Source organism: Aquitalea sp. FJL05 (genome assembly GCF_003852595.1).
GTDB lineage: Bacteria > Pseudomonadota > Gammaproteobacteria > Burkholderiales > Chromobacteriaceae > Aquitalea > Aquitalea aquatilis.
The window spans coordinates 405,293-424,986 of sequence record NZ_QAJS01000006.1 but is presented as its reverse complement, the minus strand read 5'-3'; the positions used below and the strand labels follow the sequence as shown (position 1 = coordinate 424,986).

Annotated in this window: 15 protein-coding genes; 8 read left to right on the top strand and 7 right to left on the bottom strand. The window is 62.6% G+C overall.

Going from position 1 to position 19,694, the window contains the following annotated elements:
• The first annotated feature begins 183 nt into the window (after positions 1–183).
• Entirely contained in the window at positions 184–1,260 is a 1,077-nt protein-coding gene (locus DBR44_RS06810; protein ID WP_124643265.1) for a type II asparaginase, read from the top strand.
• A gap of 171 nt (positions 1,261–1,431) precedes the next feature.
• On the opposite strand, the gene DBR44_RS06805 is transcribed toward DBR44_RS06810, so the two are convergent.
• The 4 genes from DBR44_RS06805 to DBR44_RS06790 form a co-directional block, all read right to left on the bottom strand.
• Positions 1,432–2,763, bottom strand: coding sequence for a sigma-54 dependent transcriptional regulator (locus tag DBR44_RS06805; RefSeq protein WP_124643263.1), 1,332 nt, complete (start codon positions 2,761–2,763; stop codon positions 1,432–1,434).
• The gene (locus DBR44_RS06800; RefSeq protein WP_199730984.1) at positions 2,756–4,615 is read right to left on the bottom strand and encodes an ATP-binding protein; all 1,860 of its coding nucleotides are present in this window, start codon (positions 4,613–4,615) and stop codon (positions 2,756–2,758) included. Before DBR44_RS06800 ends, DBR44_RS06805 begins: the two co-directional genes overlap by 8 nt.
• A gap of 164 nt (positions 4,616–4,779) precedes the next feature.
• Positions 4,780–6,366, bottom strand: a complete 1,587-nt coding sequence (locus tag DBR44_RS06795; RefSeq protein ID WP_124643261.1) for a methyl-accepting chemotaxis protein — start codon at positions 6,364–6,366, stop codon at positions 4,780–4,782.
• Positions 6,367–6,541: 175 nt separating this feature from the next.
• Positions 6,542–7,486, bottom strand: a complete 945-nt coding sequence (locus DBR44_RS06790) for a LysR family transcriptional regulator (protein ID WP_124643258.1) — start codon at positions 7,484–7,486, stop codon at positions 6,542–6,544.
• Positions 7,487–7,574: 88 nt separating this feature from the next.
• On the opposite strand from DBR44_RS06790, the gene lysA reads away from it, so the two are divergent.
• Positions 7,575–8,810: a diaminopimelate decarboxylase gene (gene lysA / locus DBR44_RS06785; protein ID WP_124643256.1), complete on the top strand. Its 1,236-nt coding sequence runs from the start codon at positions 7,575–7,577 to the stop codon at positions 8,808–8,810.
• A 63-nt stretch (positions 8,811–8,873) separates the two neighbouring features.
• Here the strand turns inward: lysA and DBR44_RS06780 are convergent, their stop codons facing one another.
• Positions 8,874–9,989 (bottom strand): porin, encoded by a 1,116-nt coding sequence (locus DBR44_RS06780; protein WP_124643254.1) that lies wholly within the window; start codon positions 9,987–9,989, stop codon positions 8,874–8,876.
• A 418-nt stretch (positions 9,990–10,407) separates the two neighbouring features.
• Complete coding sequence (locus DBR44_RS06775) at positions 10,408–10,707, bottom strand: BON domain-containing protein (RefSeq protein WP_233578404.1); 300 nt, start codon at positions 10,705–10,707, stop codon at positions 10,408–10,410.
• Positions 10,708–10,974: 267 nt separating this feature from the next.
• Here DBR44_RS06775 and DBR44_RS06770 point away from each other — a divergent pair, with 267 nt between their 5' ends.
• From DBR44_RS06770 to DBR44_RS06755, 4 genes are all read left to right on the top strand, one after another.
• On the top strand, positions 10,975–12,225 hold the full coding sequence (locus DBR44_RS06770; RefSeq protein WP_124643252.1) for a murein transglycosylase A: 1,251 nt from the start codon (positions 10,975–10,977) through the stop codon (positions 12,223–12,225).
• A 205-nt stretch (positions 12,226–12,430) separates the two neighbouring features.
• Entirely contained in the window at positions 12,431–13,513 is a 1,083-nt protein-coding gene (locus DBR44_RS06765; protein ID WP_124643250.1) for an efflux RND transporter periplasmic adaptor subunit, read from the top strand.
• A 12-nt stretch (positions 13,514–13,525) separates the two neighbouring features.
• On the top strand, positions 13,526–16,645 hold the full coding sequence (locus DBR44_RS06760) for an efflux RND transporter permease subunit (RefSeq protein ID WP_124643248.1): 3,120 nt from the start codon (positions 13,526–13,528) through the stop codon (positions 16,643–16,645).
• A gap of 132 nt (positions 16,646–16,777) precedes the next feature.
• Positions 16,778–17,632 (top strand): hypothetical protein, encoded by an 855-nt coding sequence (locus DBR44_RS06755; protein WP_124643246.1) that lies wholly within the window; start codon positions 16,778–16,780, stop codon positions 17,630–17,632.
• 15 nt (positions 17,633–17,647) lie between these two features.
• Here DBR44_RS06755 and gcvA read toward each other — a convergent pair whose 3' ends face one another.
• On the bottom strand, positions 17,648–18,535 hold the full coding sequence (gene gcvA / locus DBR44_RS06750) for a transcriptional regulator GcvA (protein WP_124643244.1): 888 nt from the start codon (positions 18,533–18,535) through the stop codon (positions 17,648–17,650).
• 76 nt (positions 18,536–18,611) lie between these two features.
• Between gcvA and DBR44_RS06745 the strand changes: the two genes are divergently transcribed.
• A complete protein-coding gene (locus tag DBR44_RS06745; protein ID WP_124643242.1) occupies positions 18,612–19,172 on the top strand; it encodes a chromate transporter in 561 nt (186 codons plus the stop codon).
• Positions 19,169–19,690 (top strand): chromate transporter, encoded by a 522-nt coding sequence (locus DBR44_RS06740; protein WP_124643241.1) that lies wholly within the window; start codon positions 19,169–19,171, stop codon positions 19,688–19,690. Before DBR44_RS06745 ends, DBR44_RS06740 begins: the two co-directional genes overlap by 4 nt.
• Positions 19,691–19,694 lie beyond the last annotated feature (4 nt).

The following is a 19,694-nucleotide window of genomic DNA, read 5'->3' as shown; positions in this document are numbered from 1 at the left end:
CGCGAGACTTTGAACAAGTTCTAAGGCCCTGCCACCGTTTGACCCCATAAAAATCCAGTGACAGACCCCGGCCTGCCCAAGCCGCCGATACAGGCGGACAGGCAGGACGCGGGGCTGATCGCTGCAGCCAGTTGCTTCCCGGCAACGACATCCCCACTAGTCTTTCTACAAAGAGATAGAGACATGAAAAAATCGTTCAATCTGCTGTTGTCCAGCGCCGCCGTGATGGCTGCCCTGTGTGGTCAATCTGCCCATGCAGCCGAAGCGGCCAAGCCGCACGTGGTGATTCTGGCTACCGGCGGCACCATCGCTGGTACCGGTGCCAACAGCACCACCACCATCGGTTATACCGCTGCCAAGCTGGGCGTGGACAAGATGATTGCCGCCGTGCCCGAGCTGTCCAAGGTGGCTGATGTGCGTGGTGAGCAGGTGGCCCAGATCGCCAGCGAAAGCATGACCAACGAAGTGTGGCTGAAGCTGGCCAAGCGCGTGAACGAACTGCTGGCGCAGAAGGATGTGGATGGCGTGGTGATTACCCACGGTACCGATACCATCGAAGAAACCGCTTATTTCCTGGATCTGGTGGTGAAGAGCAAGAAGCCAGTGGTGGTGGTTGGTTCCATGCGTCCGTCTACCGCCATCAGTGCTGACGGCCCGATCAACCTGTACAACGCCGTGATTCTGGCAGGTAGCAAGGATGCTGCCGGCAAGGGGGTACTGGTTGCATTGAACGACCAGATCAATGCTGCACGCGAAGTGACCAAGACCAACACTTCCACCACCGATACCTTCAAGACGCCGGAACTGGGCTACCTCGGTTACATGCAGGACAACAAGCCGCATTTCTACCGCATGTCCACCCGCAAGAACACGGCCGATACCGAGTTTGACGTGAGCAAGCTGAACAGCCTGCCGCGCGTGGATATCGTTTACGGCTATGCCAATATGGACCGCGTGGCCATGGATGCCAACATCGCTGCCGGCGCCCAGGGCATCGTGCAGGCTGGTGTGGGTGATGGCAGTATCGCCGCACAGATGATGCCGGCCTTCCGTGATGCCCGTAAAAAAGGCGTCGTGCTGGTGCGTAGCTCGCGCGTGGGCAACGGTATTGTCGCCCGCAACGGCGAGGCCAATGACGATCAGGAAGATCTGGTGGTCAGCGACACGCTGAATGCACAGAAGGCACGCATTCTGCTGATGCTGGGCCTGACCAAGACCCACGACACCAAAGAACTGCAACGCATGTTCTACACCTATTGAGCCGCAGGGCCGGGTACTGTGCCGGCCTGTCTGCCCGTTGTGATGCCGGTGTCGAGCCGGCGTGATCCCCCCGCAACGGCAGCATGGCGCAGTGTCTGCTCATGCAGCCTTTGGCAAGCGGCCCCGGTGGCCGCTTTTTTTACGCCCGCCAGCCGGGCGATAGCGACACAATCAGCCCGGCTGGTTGAGGCCGTATTTTTTCAACTTGTCGAACAGGGTGGTCTTGGCGACTTTCAGGGCTTCGCTGGTGCGGCTGAGGCTGAAGCCGTGGCGGCGGAATTCTTCGGCAATCAGTGCGCGTTCGAAAGCTTCGACGGTTTCGGCCAAGGGCAGGCTCTGGCTCAGTTCGCCGGATTCGGACAGCGGGCTGCGGATGCCCAGCACATAGCGCTCGGCCACATTGCGTAGTTCCCGTACATTGCCCGGCCAGTCGTAGGCCAGCAGTTCGGCCTGTTCATGGGCCTCCAGCTGCGGAGTGGGGCGGTCGAAGCGGCTGGCGGCCTGCAGCAGGAAGTATTCGAACAGCAGGGGGATGTCCTCGCGCCGTTCGCGCAGCGGCGGCAGTTGCAGGGTGACCACGTTCAGCCGGTAGTAGAGGTCACTGCGGAAGCTGCCGTTATTGCCCATGGCCTTGAGGTCGGCCTTGGTGGCCGACACCACGCGGCAGTCGACGGAGATCGGGGTATTGGAGCCCAGCCGTTCCAGCGTGCGCTCTTGCAATACGCGCAGCATCTTGATCTGCAGCGGCAGCGGCATGCTTTCGATTTCATCGAGGAACAGCGTACCGCCATTGGCGTATTCGATGCGGCCGATGCGGCGCTTGGCCGCGCCGGTGAAGGCATGGGCTTCGTGGCCGAAGATCTCGCTCTCGAACAGGTTTTCTGCCAGCCCGCCACAGTTGACCGCGACAAAATTGTTTTTCTGACGACGGCTGATTTCATGCAGGCAGCGCGCCACCAGCTCTTTGCCGGTGCCGGTTTCGCCCAGGATCAGCACATTGGCCGAGGTATCGGCCAGATCGGCGATCATGCGCCGCACTTTCTCCATGGCCGGCGAGCGGCCGATCAGCCGGGCTTCCAGGCTTTGCTTGTCATGCAATTGCCGGCGCAGGCTTTCCACTTCCAGGCTGAGGCGGCGCTGCTCCATGGCGCGGCACACCACTTCATGCAGTCGTTCCGATGAAAACGGCTTCTCGATGAAGTCGTAGGCCCCGTCCTTCATCGCCTGTACCGCCAGGCTGACATCGCCGTGGCCGGTGATCAGGATCACCGGCAGGCCGCTGTCGCGAGCCTTGAGCTGGCGCAGCAAGGCCATGCCATCTTGCCCTTGCAAGTGGATGTCGCTTACCACCACGCCGGGGAAGCCGGGCAACAGCAGCGACAGTGCCTGCTCGGCGCTGGCGACGCCGCGTGCTTCCAGTCCTTCCAGCGCCAGCGCCTGTTCGCAGCCCAGCCGGACATCCGGATCATCTTCGACAATCAACACTTTCATGCCATCAAACATGGCGGTTTTCCTTTGTGGCAAGCGGCAGGGTAATGGTGAATACCGCGCCACCCTGCGGGTGGTTGTCGGCGCTCAGGCTGCCGCCGGCTTCGGCGATGATGCCGGCGCTGAGTGTCAGCCCCAGGCCCAGGCCGATGCCGGCGGGCTTGGTGGTGACAAAGGGCTCGAACAGCTGGGCGCGTACGGCATCCTGCAAACCGGGGCCGTTATCGCGAATCTGCAATTGTAGGTGTTCTGTGGTGCGATGGCCGCTGATTTCGATGATGGGCTGTGGCCGGTCTTGCAGCTCGTCCAGCGCATTGGCCAGCAGATTCACCAGCACTTGTTCAAAGCGGTTGGGGTCGCAGCGTGCCTGCCACGGCTCCGGTGCATTGGGGCGCACAATGCGTACCTGGCTGCCCTCCAGCCGGTTGCGCAACAGCAGCACCGCACTGTCGATGGCCAGGCTGATGTCCACCGTGCCCAGGCTGCTGGTGGATTTGCGCGCATAGCCCTTGAGTGCACTGGTGATTTCCCCCATTTTATCCACCAGCTGGCAGATGGTTTGCAGATTGCTGCGGGCGGTGTCGGTTTGCTGGCGTTCGATAAACTTGATGGCATTGCCGGACAGGGTGCGCAGGGCGGCCAGCGGCTGGTTCAGTTCGTGCGCGATACCGGTGGCCAGTTGCCCCAGCACGGCCAGCTTGCCGGCCTGTACCAGATTGTCCTGGGTTTGGCGCAGGTGCTGTTCGGCGCGGATGCGTTCGCTGACTTCTGCCTGCAGTTGCAGGTTGGTACGGGACAGGTCGGCCGTGCGCTCTTCCACCTTGCGTTCCAGCTCGCGGTAGGCGCGCTGCAGTGCCTCGCGCGCGGCCAGTTTGTCGCGCAGGCGGCGGCGCCGTTCGTTCAGCCACAGAATGCCGGTGAGGCTGAGCAGGGTGAGCAGGGCGGCCAGCGCCGCACGGTTATAGGCCAGCTGATAAACCGGCTCCAGGCTGGACAGCACGGTAAGCCGCCAGTTGGACAGCGGCAGTTGCAGCGATTGTCCCAGCATGTCGCGCGGGTAGGCCAGCCGGCTCAGCGTGCGCCGGCCGCTCTGGTCCAGCCGGTAGATGTGGCTGCCGTTGCCCAGGCTACGTCGTTCTTCCAGCCCCAGCGGCTGCAGGCGTTTGCGGTTGTATTGCCGGTTGCGGTCGAAGGCATCCTGCAGGGCCTTGCTGAAGGGCTTGAGGGTACTGAATTTCCAGCCCGGCTCGGTGGCCAGGATGACCACTTCATTCTGGTCGGACACCATCACCATGGTCTTGTTTTCGCGCCACAGCTTTTCCAGGTATTCCATGTTGATCTTGACCACCGCCACGCCAATGATGCGGCCGTGGCTGGTCAGTGGCTCGGACAGATAGTAGCCGGCCTCGCTGCGGGTGGTGCCCACGCCGAAAAAGCGGCCAGGCTGGCCGTTGATGGCATCGGTGAAATAGGCGCGGAAGGCATCGTTTTCGCCCAGATAGCTGTCGGGCTGACGCCAGTTGCTTGTAGCGCGCACGATGCCGCTGCTGTCCATGATGTAGATGGCGCTGGCCCCGGTGCGCTGGCTCAGGCGTTCCAGATAGTCATTGGCGGCCTGCTGGCGCTGGCGGTCTTGCGGGGCGTGCAGCAGCCGCTCCACATAGGGCGACAGGCCAAGCAGGCTGGGCAGGCGGGCGTAGTGGCCGATCTCGCTGTTGAGGCTGTTGGCGTACAGTTCCAGCCGCTGGGTATTGGCCGAGCGCAGCTCGTCCAGCGAACCGTCCACGCTGGCGCGAAAAGAGGCGACGGCGGCAATGTCCATCAGCACCAGCAATAGCGCTATGCGCAGTACGGTACGCAGTTTCAAGCGAAATCCAATCCTCGGGGCGGGCTGCGGCGCACCGGGCAGTGCCGGCGACCAGCAGAAAGGCGGCCGTTGGCCGCCTGCTGTGATTCGGGTCAAGCCGCACAGAATGGCGGCAGCCGGCTATTGTAGCAAATGCCTTCGCCTTCGCGGGGACGCTTGCCTGCCTACAGATGCCGTTCGAAGTGGCTGACCAGCCGCTTCAGGTCGTGGGCCGTGGTGTGCAGTTGCTGTGCTACCTCGCTGGTGGTGGCGATGCTGTGGCTGTTCTGCTCGGTGAGCGCACTCATGGTCTCCATATTCTGTGCCACTTCGGTGGAGGCCGATGACTGCTGCTGCAGCATTTCCGCCACGTTGGCTGCCGATTGCGCCACGCCCTGGTTGGCCTCGCGGATGGCGGCCAGGCTGGCGCTGGCGGTGCCGATGGCGTCTTCCACGCCCTGTACCCGTTCCAGTGCGGCATGCACGTTCTGCAATACCTGATGCGTGCGTTGGTGCAGCACATTGATGGACTGCTCGATTTCCAGCGTATTGCCCGCTGTGCGCTCGGCCAGCTTGCGCACCTCGTCGGCCACCACGGCGAAACCACGGCCCTGTTCGCCGGCGCGTGCGGCCTCGATGGCAGCATTCAAGGCCAGCAGATTGGTCTGGTTGGCGATCTCCTTGATGACCGAGGTGACCGAGCCGATTTCCTCGGCTGATTTTTCCAGAACCATAATGGCATCGCGCGTGGTCTGGAATTCTCCCATTACCTGGCGGGTGACCTCGCGGGTTTGCAGCATCTTGTCTTCGCCCTGATCGGCCAGCTGGTTGGCGGCGCTGGCATGTCCGGCACCGGTGCGGGTGGTGATGGAGATTTCATTGACCGATACCGACAGCTGTTCCAGCGCTGCCGCCACGCGGGTGATGCCTTCCTGGGCATGCTCGCCGCGCTGTTGCAGATTGCTGGCCTCGGTATGGGTGGCCGTGGCGGCCTGGCTGATGTCATGCGCGCCCACTACGACATCGGCCAGTACGGCGCGGGTATTGATGCGCATGGTTTCCAGCATTTCCAGCATCTGGCGCACATCCTGGCAGCCGGACTGGGGAATGGCTTGCTTGAAATTGCCTTCGGACAATCGGGCCAGGCCCTGTTTCGCCTGTTCCAGCGGTGCCGCCAGCCGCTGGTGAATCAGCACGGCAGCGCCAATCAGCCACAGGATGCTGGCTGCGTTGAGGTAGTCGTGCAGGCTATCGGGCAGGAGCAGTTGGGAAAGCAAGGCCAGTGCCGGTGGCAGCATGGCCAGCACCAGCAGGTTTTGCAGGCTTGCTGATCTTGGCTGGCGGGTTTGGGGAAAGCTGGCCCGTTTGGCACGCACATCGGCATAGAGTTGTTCGGCCTGCTGGCATTGCTGTTTGTCCGGGGCGCTGCGCACCGACATATAGCCAACGGTATGGCCGTTTTCACGAATGGGGGTGACATAGGCGTCCACCCAGTAGAAATCCCCCTGTTTGCTGCGGTTCTTGACCAGCCCACGCCAGGGATGGCCGCCCTGGATGGTCTGCCACATGTCTTCGAAGGCTTCCGGTGGCATGTCCGGGTGGCGTACGACATTGTGTTGCTGACCGATCAGCTCGCTTTCGCTGAAACCGCTGATATCAATGAAGGCGCGGTTGGCGTAGGTGATCAGTCCCTTCAGGTCGGTCTTGGTGACGATGGGGCGCTGCGGATGCAAAAACAGTTCCTGCTGCGTAACCGGCTGGTTGATGCGCATGACGGGCTCCCTGAGTAATGCTTCTGTCCGGGGTGCCGTGCAGCGAAGGTGGGCATGACAACGGCCGCAAGCCGGCACCGGCCGGTATTGTTTCTTTACCGGTATAGTCGAAAAACCCTAATGCCATAATTTTTCTTCCACTGCTGCTTGACCGTGCACAATGCTGTGCAAGGCTTTACACGAGGCAGGCGGTACGCTGGCTGGCTTCTTGCAGTACCTCCTGCAATAACAGGTCGAAACTGTCGACCAGGGCGGAGGCCGGGCGGTGCAAGGGCCGCACCAGATGAACGCGGAAGGGCAGGGACACGGCCAGCTTTCTCACCACCACACCCTGACCGGCAAACTCCAGCGCAGTGAGCGGATTGACCACGGCAATGCCGACGCCCTGACGCACCATGCTGCATACCGAGGCCGCGCTGTGGGTTTCCAGCACCATTTGCCGCTGCACCTGCTGTTCGGCAAACAGGCTATCCAGCTGCTGGCGGTAGATGTCGCTGACTGACAGGCTGATGAAGGCTTGGCCGGCGAAGTCGGCCAACTCCAGTACCGCCTTGTGGCACAGCGGGTGGCCGCTGGGCAGCACTGCGACTTCATCGGCACAGAAGATTTGCTGCTGACTGGTGCCCGCCGGCTGCAGCTGGCTTTCGGTCAGTCCCAGGTCATGGCGTTGCGCGGCCAGCCACTCTTCCAGCAAGGGCGACTCCTGCGGTGCGATGCTCAGCCTGACCTTGGGATAGCGTGCCAGAAAGCGCTGACAGACCGTTGGCAGCACCGCCTGGGAGAACATGGGTAGACAGGCGATGGACAGCTGGCCATGGTCGAAGTGACGCAAGGCTTCGGCGGTGCTGACAATGCGCTCCAGCCCCAGATAGGCACGCTGGACCTCTTCGAATAATTGCAGGGCCTGACGGGTGGGGCGCAGCCGGCCACGGACGCGTTCGAATAGCGTCAGGCCACTTAGTTGTTCCAGCCGGGCCAGTTCGCGGCTGATGGTGGGCTGCGAGCTGTGTAGCAGGATGGCGGCTTCGGTGACGCTGCCGGTGGTCATGATGGCGTGGAAGATTTCCACATGGCGCAGGTTGAAGGACATGGCGTGGCTCGGCTTGCTGGTGATGGTCATATCATAAATGAAAGACCTGGCGATAAATTGATATTTTATTTTCGTCGCAGGCTGCGGCAGTATCATGGCAATCATTGAATGGAATGCCATGAAAACTTTCGCCGCCCCCCAACTTGCCGCCCTGGCCGAACAATTCGGCGCCCCGCTGTGGGTATACGATGCCGCCGTGATTCGCGCCCGCATTGCCCAGCTCAAGCGGTTTGATGTGATTCGTTATGCGCAGAAGGCCAATTCCAATACCCATATCCTGCGCCTGATGCGTGAGCAGGGCGTGATGGTGGATGCGGTGTCGCTGGGCGAGATCGCGCGTGCGCGCCAGGCCGGTTACGATCTGTCTTCCGCCGAGCCGTCCGAGGTGGTATTCACCGCCGATGTGCTGGACCGCGCCACGCTGGACCAGGTGGTGGCCGAGCGCATCGTGGTCAACGCCGGCAGCATCGACATGCTGCGCCAGCTGGGTGAGCGTTCGCCGGGCCACCGCGTGTGGCTGCGCATCAATCCCGGTTTTGGTCATGGCCATAGCCACAAGACCAATACCGGCGGTGAAAACAGCAAGCACGGCATCTGGCATGCCGATCTGCCGGCGGCGCTGGCGGTGATTGCCGCTAGCGGCCTCAAGCTGGTGGGCATTCACATGCATATCGGTTCCGGCGTCGATTATGGCCATCTGCAGCAGGTATGCGGTGCCATGGTGGAGCTGGTACGCAGCCTGGGGCAGGACATCGAGGCCATTTCGGCCGGTGGCGGCCTGTCCATTCCTTATCGCGACAGCGATAGCCGCATCGATACCGAGCATTACTTCCAGCTGTGGGACGCCGCCCGCAAGGAAGTGGAACAGCTGCTGGGCCATGCCGTGCGGCTGGAAATCGAGCCGGGCCGCTTCCTGGTGGCCGAGTCTGGTGCCCTGATTGCCGAAGTGCGTGCGGTCAAAGCCATGGGCAGCCGCCATTTCGTGCTGGTGGATGCCGGCTTCAACGACCTGATGCGTCCTTCGCTGTATGGCAGCTACCACGAAATTTCGGTGCTGGAGCGCAGCGGTCAGGAGAAAACCGGTAAGGTCGCCACCGTGGTGGCCGGCCCCTTGTGCGAATCGGGTGATGTGTTTACCCAGCAGGAGGGCGGGGTGGTGGAAAGCCGCGACCTGCCGCCAGCGGTGGTGGGCGACTGGCTGGTGTTCCACGACGCCGGTGCCTATGGCGCGACCATGTCGTCCAATTACAATAGCCGCCCGCTGCTGGCCGAGGTATTGCTGGATGAGGCGGGCCCGCGCTTGATCCGTCGCCGCCAGACCATGGCCGAGCTGCTGGCGCTGGAGGCGGTGTAAGTCTGCGATCCTGGCAAAAAAAGCCCGCCGTTAAGGCGGGCTTTTTCATGTGCAGGTGCTGGCTTAGAACTCCTTGCGCAGCATCAGCCAGCTGGTGTTGGCATCCGGCTGCTCCAGTCCCAGCGCACGTTGGCCGCCAGCGTTTTGCCTGACCTGGCCATAGCCGGCTTGCAGCCAGCTGGTTTTGCTCAGGTAGTACTCGGCACCGATGGCCCACTGATTGGCACCCCAGTTCAGGCTCTGGCCATCTACCTTCACCTGGCGGCGGTGCGAATATACCGCCATGGGTTTGAAGTTGCCCATGCGATAAGCGGCGCTCAGCGCATACACCTGGCTGGTGAGCTTGTTGTTGCCGGTTTTGGCGATGCCGGCTTCGATAATGCCTGGAATCTCGAAGTCGTCGCTATTGTCCTGGTTCTTGTGGGCATTGCCGTACAGCGTGGTTTTTTGCAGGGTGGCGGCCAGTGACAGATTGTTGGCGTTGTAGCCGAATTCCAGCCGGTGCACGCCGCTGTTGTTGCTGGCAATGCTGTTCAGCTTGGTCAGATAGGCGTAGGTGGCGAAGTAGCCGTCGTCGGCGTAAGACAGGCGCAAGCCCCAGGTGTCACCGCTGCTCTTGCCATCCACCTGCTTTTCGCCGGCACCATATTGCAGGCTGCCCTGCACGCCGTACAGGCGTGGGCTATCGTAGCGCAGGCTGTTTCTGGCGCGGCTGTCGCCATAGTTGTTGCTGCCGAAGATGTCGCGCGCTTCGTACAGCGGGTAGGCAATGCCGCCTTTCACGTCGCGGCGCGGGCTGGACATGATGTCGGTGGCCTCGGTATCGGTCAGGACGTCATCGATAAAGCCGGCGCGCAGTCTGCCCCAGCCGCCTTCCAGCCCGACAAAGCTCATGCGGTTGGCCAGCCGGCCGCTGCCGGTACCGTTGTTGGGTACGCCATCCAGTGCCATGCCGGTTTCCACCTGCCAGATGGCCTGCAAGCCGTTGCCCAGATCCTCGCGACCCTTGAAGCCGATCTTGCTGCCGTAGTCGTCGATGCCGGTGGTCTGGCGGTAGTGGGTATCGGCACTTTTCATGCTGTTGATGCCAACGCGCATGGAGCCGTAAATGGATACGTCGGCCAGGGCCAGTGCGGGCAGGGTACAGGCCAGGGCTGCGACCAGAATGCGTGGGTTCATGGGTTTTCCTGATAATTGACGGGACTAGCCATTGCCGCAGTGGCGGAAGGCTGGGCGGGCTGAGTGTGCTGAGGCGGGCGAGTCAGCGTCAATGCGTCAGGGTAGGGTGGGTGTTTGGCGATTATTTACGTAAATTTGCGCTTATTTTTGTATATTTTCTTTTAATTGCAGGCAAGATGGGCGGCCTCTACGGGCTGGCCGCCTGGAGAGGGCGGGCTGCTGCTGTACCGAAGGTCGGGGCCTGCTTACGTATGCGTGGTCTGCCCAGGATAGGGATGAGGTGAGACTTGGTCGGTTCGACCGGCTTTTAGGGCAATTCCTGTCTTTCCTGGGAAGCCTCCGAGCCGGGCCGGACATGAAAACGCCTCCGGCTGGCGGAGGCGCTGGTAGCAGGCAAGGCCCTGATCGGGCCTTGTGCTTACATATTCATATTGTTGATGACGAACTTGACGCCCGGCACCTTCTCGGCGATGACGCCAGCCTTGAACATCTGCTGGTCATCGGTCATCTTGCCGTCGATGGTCACTTCCTGCTTTTTGCTGGCAACGTGCAGATTCAGTGCTTTCAGTTCCGGATCAGCATCCAGGGCGTTCTTCACATTGCTAGCCAGCTGTTCGTCAGTGGGAATGGCATCTTCGGCGTGGGCCATGAGGGGGGCGAAGCCAATGTTCAGGGCCAGGGTTGCCAACAGGGCGGAACGAGCGAAAAGGTGTTTCATGGTTATCTCCTTGCTTCAAGCAGCGTGATGGCCTGGCCGACCATTGCGATGGATCGCCAGTGGACTGTGTTGTGGCGACATGTTATCCACCTTTGTTTGCAGTTTTGTTGCGGCTCGATGAAATAGTGCATTTGGCGAACTCGCTTGCCAGGCCCGGGTCAGACGCGAGTCCTGACCGTGCAGCGCTGCGCCGCGCACGGTAACATGGCGGCTGGCTGTTTCCAGCCAGTCACCACCCTGATTTTTAAATTACGCAAGTTCCCGTCCATGCTGAAACGATTGTTGTTGCTGTTGCCACTGCTGTGGCTGGCAGCCTGTTCCACCACCACCCCTACCACGCCGCGTCCGGGCGATGGCGGCCTGCTGAGTCCGGCAGCGTTGCCGGCCTGGCAGCAGCAGAATATGGGCGACACCCTGTCGGCCCTGCAGCAAAGCTGCAAGGTCACGGCGCGCAAGCCGGCCTGGCAGGCGGTCTGTGCCGATGCCGCACGCATTCCTGCTAGTGATGGTGCACAGGCGCGGCAGTTTTTTGAAAGTCGCTTCAATGCCTGGGCGGTACGCGATAGCGCCGGCAGCGGCGGCTTGATTACCGGCTATTACGAACCTCTGCTCAATGGCAGCCGCAGCCGCAGCGAGCGCACGCCTTATCCGGTATATGGCGTGCCGGCCGACCTGCTGGTACTGGACTACCCGCCCGCCTTGCATGGTCGCAGCGTGCTGGTAGCACGCAAGGCTGGTGGCAATCGTCTGCAGTTGCTGCCGGGCAAGAATGAAGCAGCGCCGGGCGAGATTGAAATCCGCCCGGCGGATTTTCCCGTGGACAGCCGCAGCAACAAGCTCAAGGGGCGGCTGGCGGGTAACCGTCTGCTGCCGTATTACACCCGGGCCGAGATTGCCCAGGGCAAGGGCGTGGCCAGTGCGCCGGTACTGGCCTGGGTGGAGGACCCTGTGGAGCTGTTCTTCCTGCAGGTACAGGGCTCGGGCCGCATCCAGCTGGAAGACGGCAGTTTTCTGCATGTCGGCTATGCCGAGCAGAATGGTTATGCCTATCAGTCGATTGGCAAATGGCTGGTGGAAAAGCGCGAGTTGACGCTGTCTGCCGCCTCGATGCAGGGCATACAGGGCTGGATCAAGGCCAACCCCGGCCGGCAACAGGAGCTGTTTGCAGTCAACCCCAGCTATGTCTTCTTCAAGACGCTGCCGGGCGGCGACAGTGGCCCGGCCGGTGCACTGGGCGTGCCGCTGACCGGTGGTTACAGCATTGCGGTTGATCCGCATTACATTCCGCTGGGGACGCCGGTCTATCTGGCAACGACCTGGCCGCTCAGTCAACAACCACTGACCCGGCTGGTGCATGCCCAGGATACCGGCAGCGCCATTCGTGGCGCGGTGCGCGCCGATCTGTTCTGGGGCTATGGCAGCGAGGCCGGCATGTATGCCGGCCGGATGAAACAGAATGGCAGCATGTGGATGCTGCTGCCCAAGGGGATGACGCCGTCGATGGCGGCAGCGCCTTAGCGCCTGTTCATAGGCTGCTGGATTGAGCCGAGATGGGGGTGATACTGCGTTAAAAACGCCTGCGGAATGCTCATTTACGCTAGGTAAACGCCGCTTCCTTACGCGTTTTTGCTTGGTCTCACTCTGGCTCGCGGGACGCTGAGCAGGCTCTTAACATGACAACGGACGACAAGAACGGATGAAAGCAAGCTGGCTGGGATGGGGAATGCTGTTGGCGCTGTTGGCAGCTTGCGGCAAACAAGGCGAGGGTGCTGCCAGTGGCAAGGCCGTGGCCTCCGCTGCCGTGGCCGGCGCACGCGAGCTGTCGCGCGCCGATGTGGAGGTGGCGCAGCTGTCTGCCTTGCGTGATGCCTTGCCGTTTACCGGTACGCTGGCCGCGCTGAAAAGCAGCAGCATCGCCGCCGAGGTGGAAGCCAGGGTCAAGGATGTGCTGGTGCGCGAAGGCGAGTCCGTGCGGCAGGGGCAGGAGCTGGCACGGCTGGACTCCGAGTCGCTGGACCAGTCGGTCAGCGAGCAGCAGGCCCAGCTGGCCGCTAACCAGTCGCGGCTGAAGCTGGCGCGCACCAAGCTGGACAAGCAGCACGAGCTGCTGCAAAAGGGTTTCATTTCCCAGCTGGCCTATGACGAGGCCGAGAGCGAATTCACCGTGCGCCAGGGCGAGCTGCAGGCGCAGATCAGCCAGCTGGCACGGGCGCGGCGCTTGCAGGCCGATAGCGTGGTGCGCGCCCCGATAGCCGGCGTGGTCTACGAGCGCAAGATCAACCCCGGTGAAATCGCCGCCAAGAATGCCCGGCTGTTTTCCATTGCCGACCTCAGCGTGCTGGAGTTGAGCGCGACGGTGCCGGCGCAATGGATAGGCCGCATTCAGCCCGGCCAGCAGGCGTGCTTCAGCGTGGAAGGCCTGCCCGACGAGTTGAGCGGTGCCGTGGTGCGCGTCAATCCGGTGGCGCAGAGCGGCACCCGCAGTTTTCTGATTTATATCCGTGTCGACAACCGCGACGGCCGGCTCAAGGCCGGGCAGTTTGCCAAGGGCGGCGTGGTATTGCGCCAGCTGGAGGGGCAGGTGGTGCTGCCGCAGAACGCGGTGCAGGATTTGCAGGGCAAGCCCTGGGTCATGCTGGTGGAACATGGCCGGCTACAGCGCCTGCCGGTGCAGCTGCTGCTATGGTCGCAGACCGAACGCAAGGTGGCGCTGCAAGGGGTGAAGCCCGGCCAGCTGGTTCTGTCCGCCGCGCTGCTGGGTGTGGCTGCCGGTGATGCCGTCAGCCTGCCGGCCGGCCTCAAGTAAGGGGATGATGCCATGTGGTTGACCCGTGTCAGCGTGCGCAATCCCTACTTCGCCACCGTGTTGATGCTGACCTTGCTGGTGCTTGGCCTGTTTGCCTGGTCGCGGCTGCCGGTGGAGGAGCTGCCCGACATCCGTTTCCCGGTTGCCGTCATCACCACCCAGTACAGCGGTGCCTCGCCCGAAGTGGTAGAAAGCGAAGTCACCCGCCCGCTGGAAGAGGCCATCAACACCATCAATGGCGTCAAGCACATCCGCTCCTATTCCTTCGAAGGCAGTTCCACCATCGTGGTGGAGTTCGCGCTGACAGTAGACCCCAATATCGGTGTACAGGATGTACGCGACCGGGTGGGCGGGGTGCAGGGCCGTTTTCGCCGTGAAATCGCTACGCCATCGGTATCGCAATTCAATCCCAACGACCAGCCGCTGCTGTCGGTCAGCTTCAGCTCCAGCCAGGTGTCGCAGCGCATGCTGACCACCTGGCTGGAAAACACGCTGAAAAAGCGGCTGCAAACAGTGTCCGGCGTGGGCGAGGCCAAGGTGGTGGGCGGTGTGAAGCGGCAGATCCGCATCGACGTCGACCCCTACCGGCTGGAAGCCAGTGGCCTGTCGCTGCAGGAAGTGGCCGATGCCATCCGCGCCGGTAACCGCGACTACCCGGCCGGTGCCGTCAGCACGGCCAGCAATGAGCTGAGCGTGCGCGTCAGCGGCAAGCTCAAGTCACCGGACGACTTTGCCAGCCTGGTCACCGGCTATCGCAATGACAGCCCCATCCGCCTGTCCGACATCGCCAGTGTCAGCGATGCCGAGGCCGAAGCGGACAGCCTGGCGCTGATCGACGGCAAGCCCGGCGTTGGCATGGATATCCGCGCGGCACGCGGTGCCAACGTGGTGGAGGTGGCCGACGGCGTCAAGCAGGTGATTCGCCAGTTGCAAGGCCAGCTGCCGCCGGGCACCCAGGTGCGCTTTACCTATGACAAGTCGGAAGACGTCAGGAAATCGCTGGCCAATGTCGAAGCCAGCTTGCTGGAGGGCGCGGCACTGACGGTGCTGATCGTCTTCCTGTTTCTGGGCAGCTGGCGCAGCACGGTGATTACCGGCCTTACCCTGCCGGTAGCGCTGATCGGCACCCTGTTTGCGCTGCAGGCGCTGGGTTTCACCCTGAACCTGATGACGCTGATGGCGCTGTCGCTGTCCATCGGCCTGCTGATTGATGACGCCATCGTGGTCCGCGAAAACATCGTGCGGCATCGCCATCTGGGCAAGAGCCATTATCAGGCGGCGCTGGATGGCACCAATGAAATCGGCCTGGCGGTGCTGGCCACCACCTTGACTGTGGTGGCGGTGTTTTTGCCGGTCGGTTTCATGAGCGGCATCATCGGCAAGTTTTTCCACCAGTTCGGCCTGACCGTGACCGTGGCGGTGCTGATTTCCATGCTGGTCAGCTTTACCCTCGACCCGATGTTGTCGTCGATCTGGCCCGATCCGCACCAGCACGGCGACCGCCATCGCGGCCCGCTGGGCCGGCTGCTGGATGGGTGTGAACGCTCGCTGGACCGGCTGGCCGAGCGCTATGTGACGGCCATCGGCTGGACGCTGCGGCATCGCAAGACGGTGCTGAGCGGTGCGCTGCTCCTGCTGCTGGGTAGCTGCATGCTGGTGCCACTGATCGGTGGTGAATTCATGCCACGGCAGGACAAGGGCAAGTTTTCGCTATCGTACAAGACCGCTCCCGGCTCTTCGCTGGATTACACCACCAGCAAGGGGCGTGAGCTGGAAACCTTGCTGCGTCGGCTGCCGGCCGTGCAGTCCATCCAGCTGACTGCCGGCAGCGGCAGTTTCGGCTCGGGCAAGAGCGATGGCCAGCTGGTGGTGGATCTGGGTAGCAAGAGCACGCGTAGTCACAGCCTGTTCAGCGTGATGCAGCAGGCACGGGCTGCCGTCAGCCGGGTGGCCGGGGTGGAGATCCTCTCGCTGGAAGAAATGGGCAAGGAAGGCCCCGGTGGCAAGCCCATCAATATCGGCCTGCGCGGCAGCAATCTGACCGAGCTGGATGTCGCGGCCAATGCCTTGATCAAGCAGCTGGCCAAGGTAAAAGGAGTGGGCGATCTGCAAAGCAGCCTGGCCGATGCCGACCCCGCGCTCAAGCTGGACATCCGCCGCGATGCGGCGGCCAGCCTGGGGGTGGATCTCAATCGCGTGGGCAGCACGCTGTCGCAGCTCTTGGCCGGGGATGTGGTGGGCAGCTGGGAAGCACCGGATGGCGAAAACTACGATGTACTGCTGCAAGTGCCGCGCAGTGAGCGGCGCAATGAATTGCTGGACATCATTACCGTGGCCGGGCGGCCGGATGCCAATGGCGCAGCCAGCATGGTGCCGCTGTCCACGGTTACCCGGCTCAGCCCTGGCCTCAGCCCGCGCCAGATCGACCGCGTCGACCTGCTGCGCCAGGTGACTGTCACCGGCAATATCGCCGGGCGGGATGCCGGCTCGGTGTTTGCCGACATCAGCAAGATCACCGCTACTTTCAAACTGCCGCCCGGCGTGGTGCTGGCCGAGGAAGGCGAGCGCCGCGACATGGAAGAATCCCTGGGCTATGCCGTGCAGGCGCTGGCCATGGGGGTGATCTTCATCTACATGATCCTGGCGGCGCAGTTCCGCAGCTTTACCCAGCCGCTGGCCATCATGGTGGCGCTGCCACTGGCTTTCGTCGGGGTATTCCTGGCCTTGTGGCTGACCGGCTCCACCCTCAATATGTTCTCGGTGATCGGCATCATCATGCTGATGGGGCTGGCGGCCAAGAACGGCATTCTGCTGGTGGATTTCATCAATCAGGCGCGGCGTGAGGGCCTGGGCCGTAGCGAGGCCATCATCGAAGCTGGCCGGGTCCGGCTACGCCCCATCATGATGACCAGCCTGGCGATGATTTTCGGCATGCTGCCGATGGCGCTGGGCGGCGGCGAAGGGGCAGAAACCCGCGCGCCGATGGCGTATGCCATTATCGGCGGCATGATCACCTCCACCCTGCTGACCCTGATTGTGCTGCCGGTGGTTTACAGCTATCTGGACAGCTTGCGGCTATGGTTGCGGCGTTGGCTGGCACCCGCCGGCAGTGGCGTTGACCTGCCGCGCTAGCTGGCCATTCCGTCAGTATCGCAGCATGCTTGGCCCAGGTCCTGCCTACACTGCAATACCCCGCAGCCGCTGCGGCAGTGATTGTTTGATGCATCTGTTATAACAGTATGAATAAACAGTAAGGTAGCTGCCATGTTCAAGCCACTTGCCACCCTGTTGTTGTCCTTGCTGTTGAGTGCCCACTCCCTGGCCGCCGTGCCGGTGCAGCCGGTGCGCTATGCGCTGGTGTCCGGGCTGAGCGATCCGCATCGCGCCTATATGCTGGCCCTGTTGCAACTGGCCTGCGACGAAGCCCGGCTGCGCTGCCAGCTGCTTGGCACCAGCACCATGAACCAGTCGCGCGCCCTGGTGCAACTGAGCAAGGCCAATGGTGGCATCGACCTGTTCTGGGGCATGACCAGCAAGGAGCGCGAGCAGAAGACCTTGCCGATCCGCATTCCGCTGGACAAGGGACTGATTGGCTGGCGTGTGGCACTGGTTCCGGCCGAACGGCCCGATTTGCTGGCGGGCATCAGCACCCGTCAGCAACTGGCGCGGCTGGTGGCCGGACAGGTGGACGACTGGCCGGATACGAGCATCCTGCGCAGTGCTGGCCTGAAAGTGCTGACCAGCCAGGATTATGGCAATCTCTTTCCCATGTTGCAGCGCAAGCGTTTCGACTATTTCCCGCGCAGTGTGATGGAAGTGCAGCGCGAGGCTGCCCTGCCGGTGGCGCAGGGGCTGGTGATCGATCCGCACCTGCTGCTGCGCTATCCCGCCGCCATGTATTTCTTTGTCAGCCCGCATCAGCCCCAGTTGGCCAGCCAGTTGGAGCAGGGTTTGCGCATGGCCTTGCAGGATGGCCGTTTCAACCAGCTGTTCCAGCGCTATAACGGTCAGGTTCTGGCCGGGCTGGCGCTGGCCAAGCGCACGCTGATCGAGCTGGACAATCCCTTGTTGCCACCAGCCACCCCGCTACAGGATTCCAGCCTGTGGTATCGCCCCTGACATCGGCCAGCCACCTCAGTGCTGGCTGCCTTCCTCTTCCAGCCAGCGGCAGAATGCCGTTACCAGTTCATCGTCTACCAGTGCTTGTGGCACCGCCCAGGAATAGCCGCGCACGGTGATTTCCGGCCCGGCCAGCGGTGCGACCAGCTTGCCGCTGGCCAGCTCGCTTTCGATGACCGGCAGCGCCCCCAGCGTCACCCCCAGTCCGTCCACTGCGGCTTGTAAAGCCAGGTAGTAATGGTCGAAATGCTGATCGGCTGCTGATTGCAAGGCCGGCACCCCGGCCGCGGCCAGCCAGCGTGCCCAGGCCACCGGCCGGGTTTCCGCGTGCAGCAGGGTATGGGCGGCGAGGTCGGCAGGCTGCCTGATGGGCAGGCGCTGCAGCAGGGCCGGGCTGCACACCGGTATCTCCCGTTCGGTGAGGAAGGCATGCGAGACAAAACCATGCCAATGGTCCTTGCCACGGCGGATGGCGATGTCGAAATCGGCATTCTGGTTGTTGATGCTGGCATCCGAGGTCGCCAGCCGCAGCTCGACGCCGGGATAGCGCAGCTGGAAGCGGGTGAGCCGCGGCAGCAGCCAGTGCATGGCCAGGGTGGGGGTGACATTGATATTCAGCCGCCGTCCCTGCTTGCGTGCCGTCAGCTTTTCGGTGGCACCGGCAATGCTGTCCAGTGCCGCCTGAATGGCTGGCAGGTAGGACTGGCCGGCCACCGACAGCCGCACGCGCCGGCCGTGGCGTTCGAACAGCTCCACGCCCAGCCACTGTTCCAGCTGCTGGATCTGGCGACTGATGGCACCGTGGGTCACATACAGCGCGCTGGCGGCTGCGCTGAAACTACCGTGGCAGGCAGCGGCTTCAAAGGCTTTCAGCGCATTGAGCGGGGGAAGGCGTCGGTTCATGCTGGTGAGTTTAGCTCACATGGAAAGCCATAAAAACTCGTTTGTTGATTAGGGCTGGGCGGGCTAGGCTTGCAGCATGACTTCATCCCTGATCATTCCAAGCCGCCGCCAGTTGTTCCTGGGCTTTTTCAGCATAGGACTCAGCGGTTTCGGCGGTGTGCTGCCGCTGGCCCATCGCATGCTGGTACAGCAGCGCCGCTGGCTGAGCGAAGAAGAATTCACCGAACTGCTGGGCCTGGGGCAGATTCTGCCTGGTCCCAATATCGTCAATATGTCCATCGCCATCGGTTCACGCTTTCATGGCGTGGCAGGTGCCTGGCTGGCCGTGGCCGGCCTGATGCTGGCGCCGCTGGTCATCGTGCTGAGCATGGCCATGCTGTACGACCATTACCAGAGCCTGCCGGATGTGCAGGGTACCTTGCGTGGCCTTGCCTCAACGGCGGCCGGCCTGTTGCTGGCCATGGCGCTGCGCATGGGCGAGAAAATAGAGCGCCATGCGGTGGCCGCCGTGTTTGCGCTGCTTACCCTTCTGGCTGTTGGCGTGCTGCGCTGGCCGCTGCTGCTGGTGTTGCTGGTGCTGGCTCCGGTATCGGTATGGCTGGCGCGCCAGCGCGGTCGGGCAGGAGAGAAAGCATGATGCTGCTGCTGTCGCTACTGGCCAGTTTTTCCGTGTTCTCGCTGATGGCAGTGGGTGGTGCCATTACCCTGATTCCGGAAATGCATCATTACGTGGTGGAAAGCCATCACTGGATGAGTGGCCAGGAGTTTGCCGCGCTGTTTGCCATTGCCCAGGCTGCGCCGGGGCCGAATGTGCTGGTGGTCAGCCTGATCGGCTGGAAGGTGGCCGGCCTGGCCGGAGCTTTCGCCGCCACGGTGGGGATGTGTGGCCCCTCGTCACTGCTGTGTTATTACGTGGCCCGGCTGTGGCAACGCTGGCATGCCTCGCCATGGCGGCGCGCCATCGAGCGCGGTCTGGCACCACTGACCATCGGCCTGGTGACCGGCAGTGCCATGCTGATGAGCGAGGCCGCCAACCAGCATTGGTCCGGCTGGTTGTTGTGTGCCGGCAGCACCGTGCTGGCCTGGCGTACCCGCGTCAATCCGCTGTGGCTGCTGGCTGGCGGCGCACTGCTGGGCTTTGCTGGCTGGATCTGAGCGC

What these genes read in the sequence shown, in the direction of transcription:
- DBR44_RS06810 (WP_124643265.1), top strand. Translation starts at nt 184, where the DNA reads ATGAAAAAATCGTTCAATCTGCTGTTGTCCAGCGCCGCCGTGATGGCT.
- DBR44_RS06805 (WP_124643263.1), bottom strand. Translation starts at nt 2,763, where the DNA reads ATGTTTGATGGCATGAAAGTGTTGATTGTCGAAGATGATCCGGATGTC.
- DBR44_RS06795 (WP_124643261.1), bottom strand. Translation starts at nt 6,366, where the DNA reads ATGCGCATCAACCAGCCGGTTACGCAGCAGGAACTGTTTTTGCATCCG.
- DBR44_RS06790 (WP_124643258.1), bottom strand. Translation starts at nt 7,486, where the DNA reads ATGACCATCACCAGCAAGCCGAGCCACGCCATGTCCTTCAACCTGCGC.
- lysA (WP_124643256.1), top strand. Translation starts at nt 7,575, where the DNA reads ATGAAAACTTTCGCCGCCCCCCAACTTGCCGCCCTGGCCGAACAATTC.
- DBR44_RS06780 (WP_124643254.1), bottom strand. Translation starts at nt 9,989, where the DNA reads ATGAACCCACGCATTCTGGTCGCAGCCCTGGCCTGTACCCTGCCCGCA.
- DBR44_RS06775 (WP_233578404.1), bottom strand. Translation starts at nt 10,707, where the DNA reads ATGAAACACCTTTTCGCTCGTTCCGCCCTGTTGGCAACCCTGGCCCTG.
- DBR44_RS06770 (WP_124643252.1), top strand. Translation starts at nt 10,975, where the DNA reads ATGCTGAAACGATTGTTGTTGCTGTTGCCACTGCTGTGGCTGGCAGCC.
- DBR44_RS06765 (WP_124643250.1), top strand. Translation starts at nt 12,431, where the DNA reads ATGCTGTTGGCGCTGTTGGCAGCTTGCGGCAAACAAGGCGAGGGTGCT.
- DBR44_RS06760 (WP_124643248.1), top strand. Translation starts at nt 13,526, where the DNA reads ATGTGGTTGACCCGTGTCAGCGTGCGCAATCCCTACTTCGCCACCGTG.
- DBR44_RS06755 (WP_124643246.1), top strand. Translation starts at nt 16,778, where the DNA reads ATGTTCAAGCCACTTGCCACCCTGTTGTTGTCCTTGCTGTTGAGTGCC.
- gcvA (WP_124643244.1), bottom strand. Translation starts at nt 18,535, where the DNA reads ATGAACCGACGCCTTCCCCCGCTCAATGCGCTGAAAGCCTTTGAAGCC.
- DBR44_RS06745 (WP_124643242.1), top strand. Translation starts at nt 18,612, where the DNA reads ATGACTTCATCCCTGATCATTCCAAGCCGCCGCCAGTTGTTCCTGGGC.
- DBR44_RS06740 (WP_124643241.1), top strand. Translation starts at nt 19,169, where the DNA reads ATGATGCTGCTGCTGTCGCTACTGGCCAGTTTTTCCGTGTTCTCGCTG.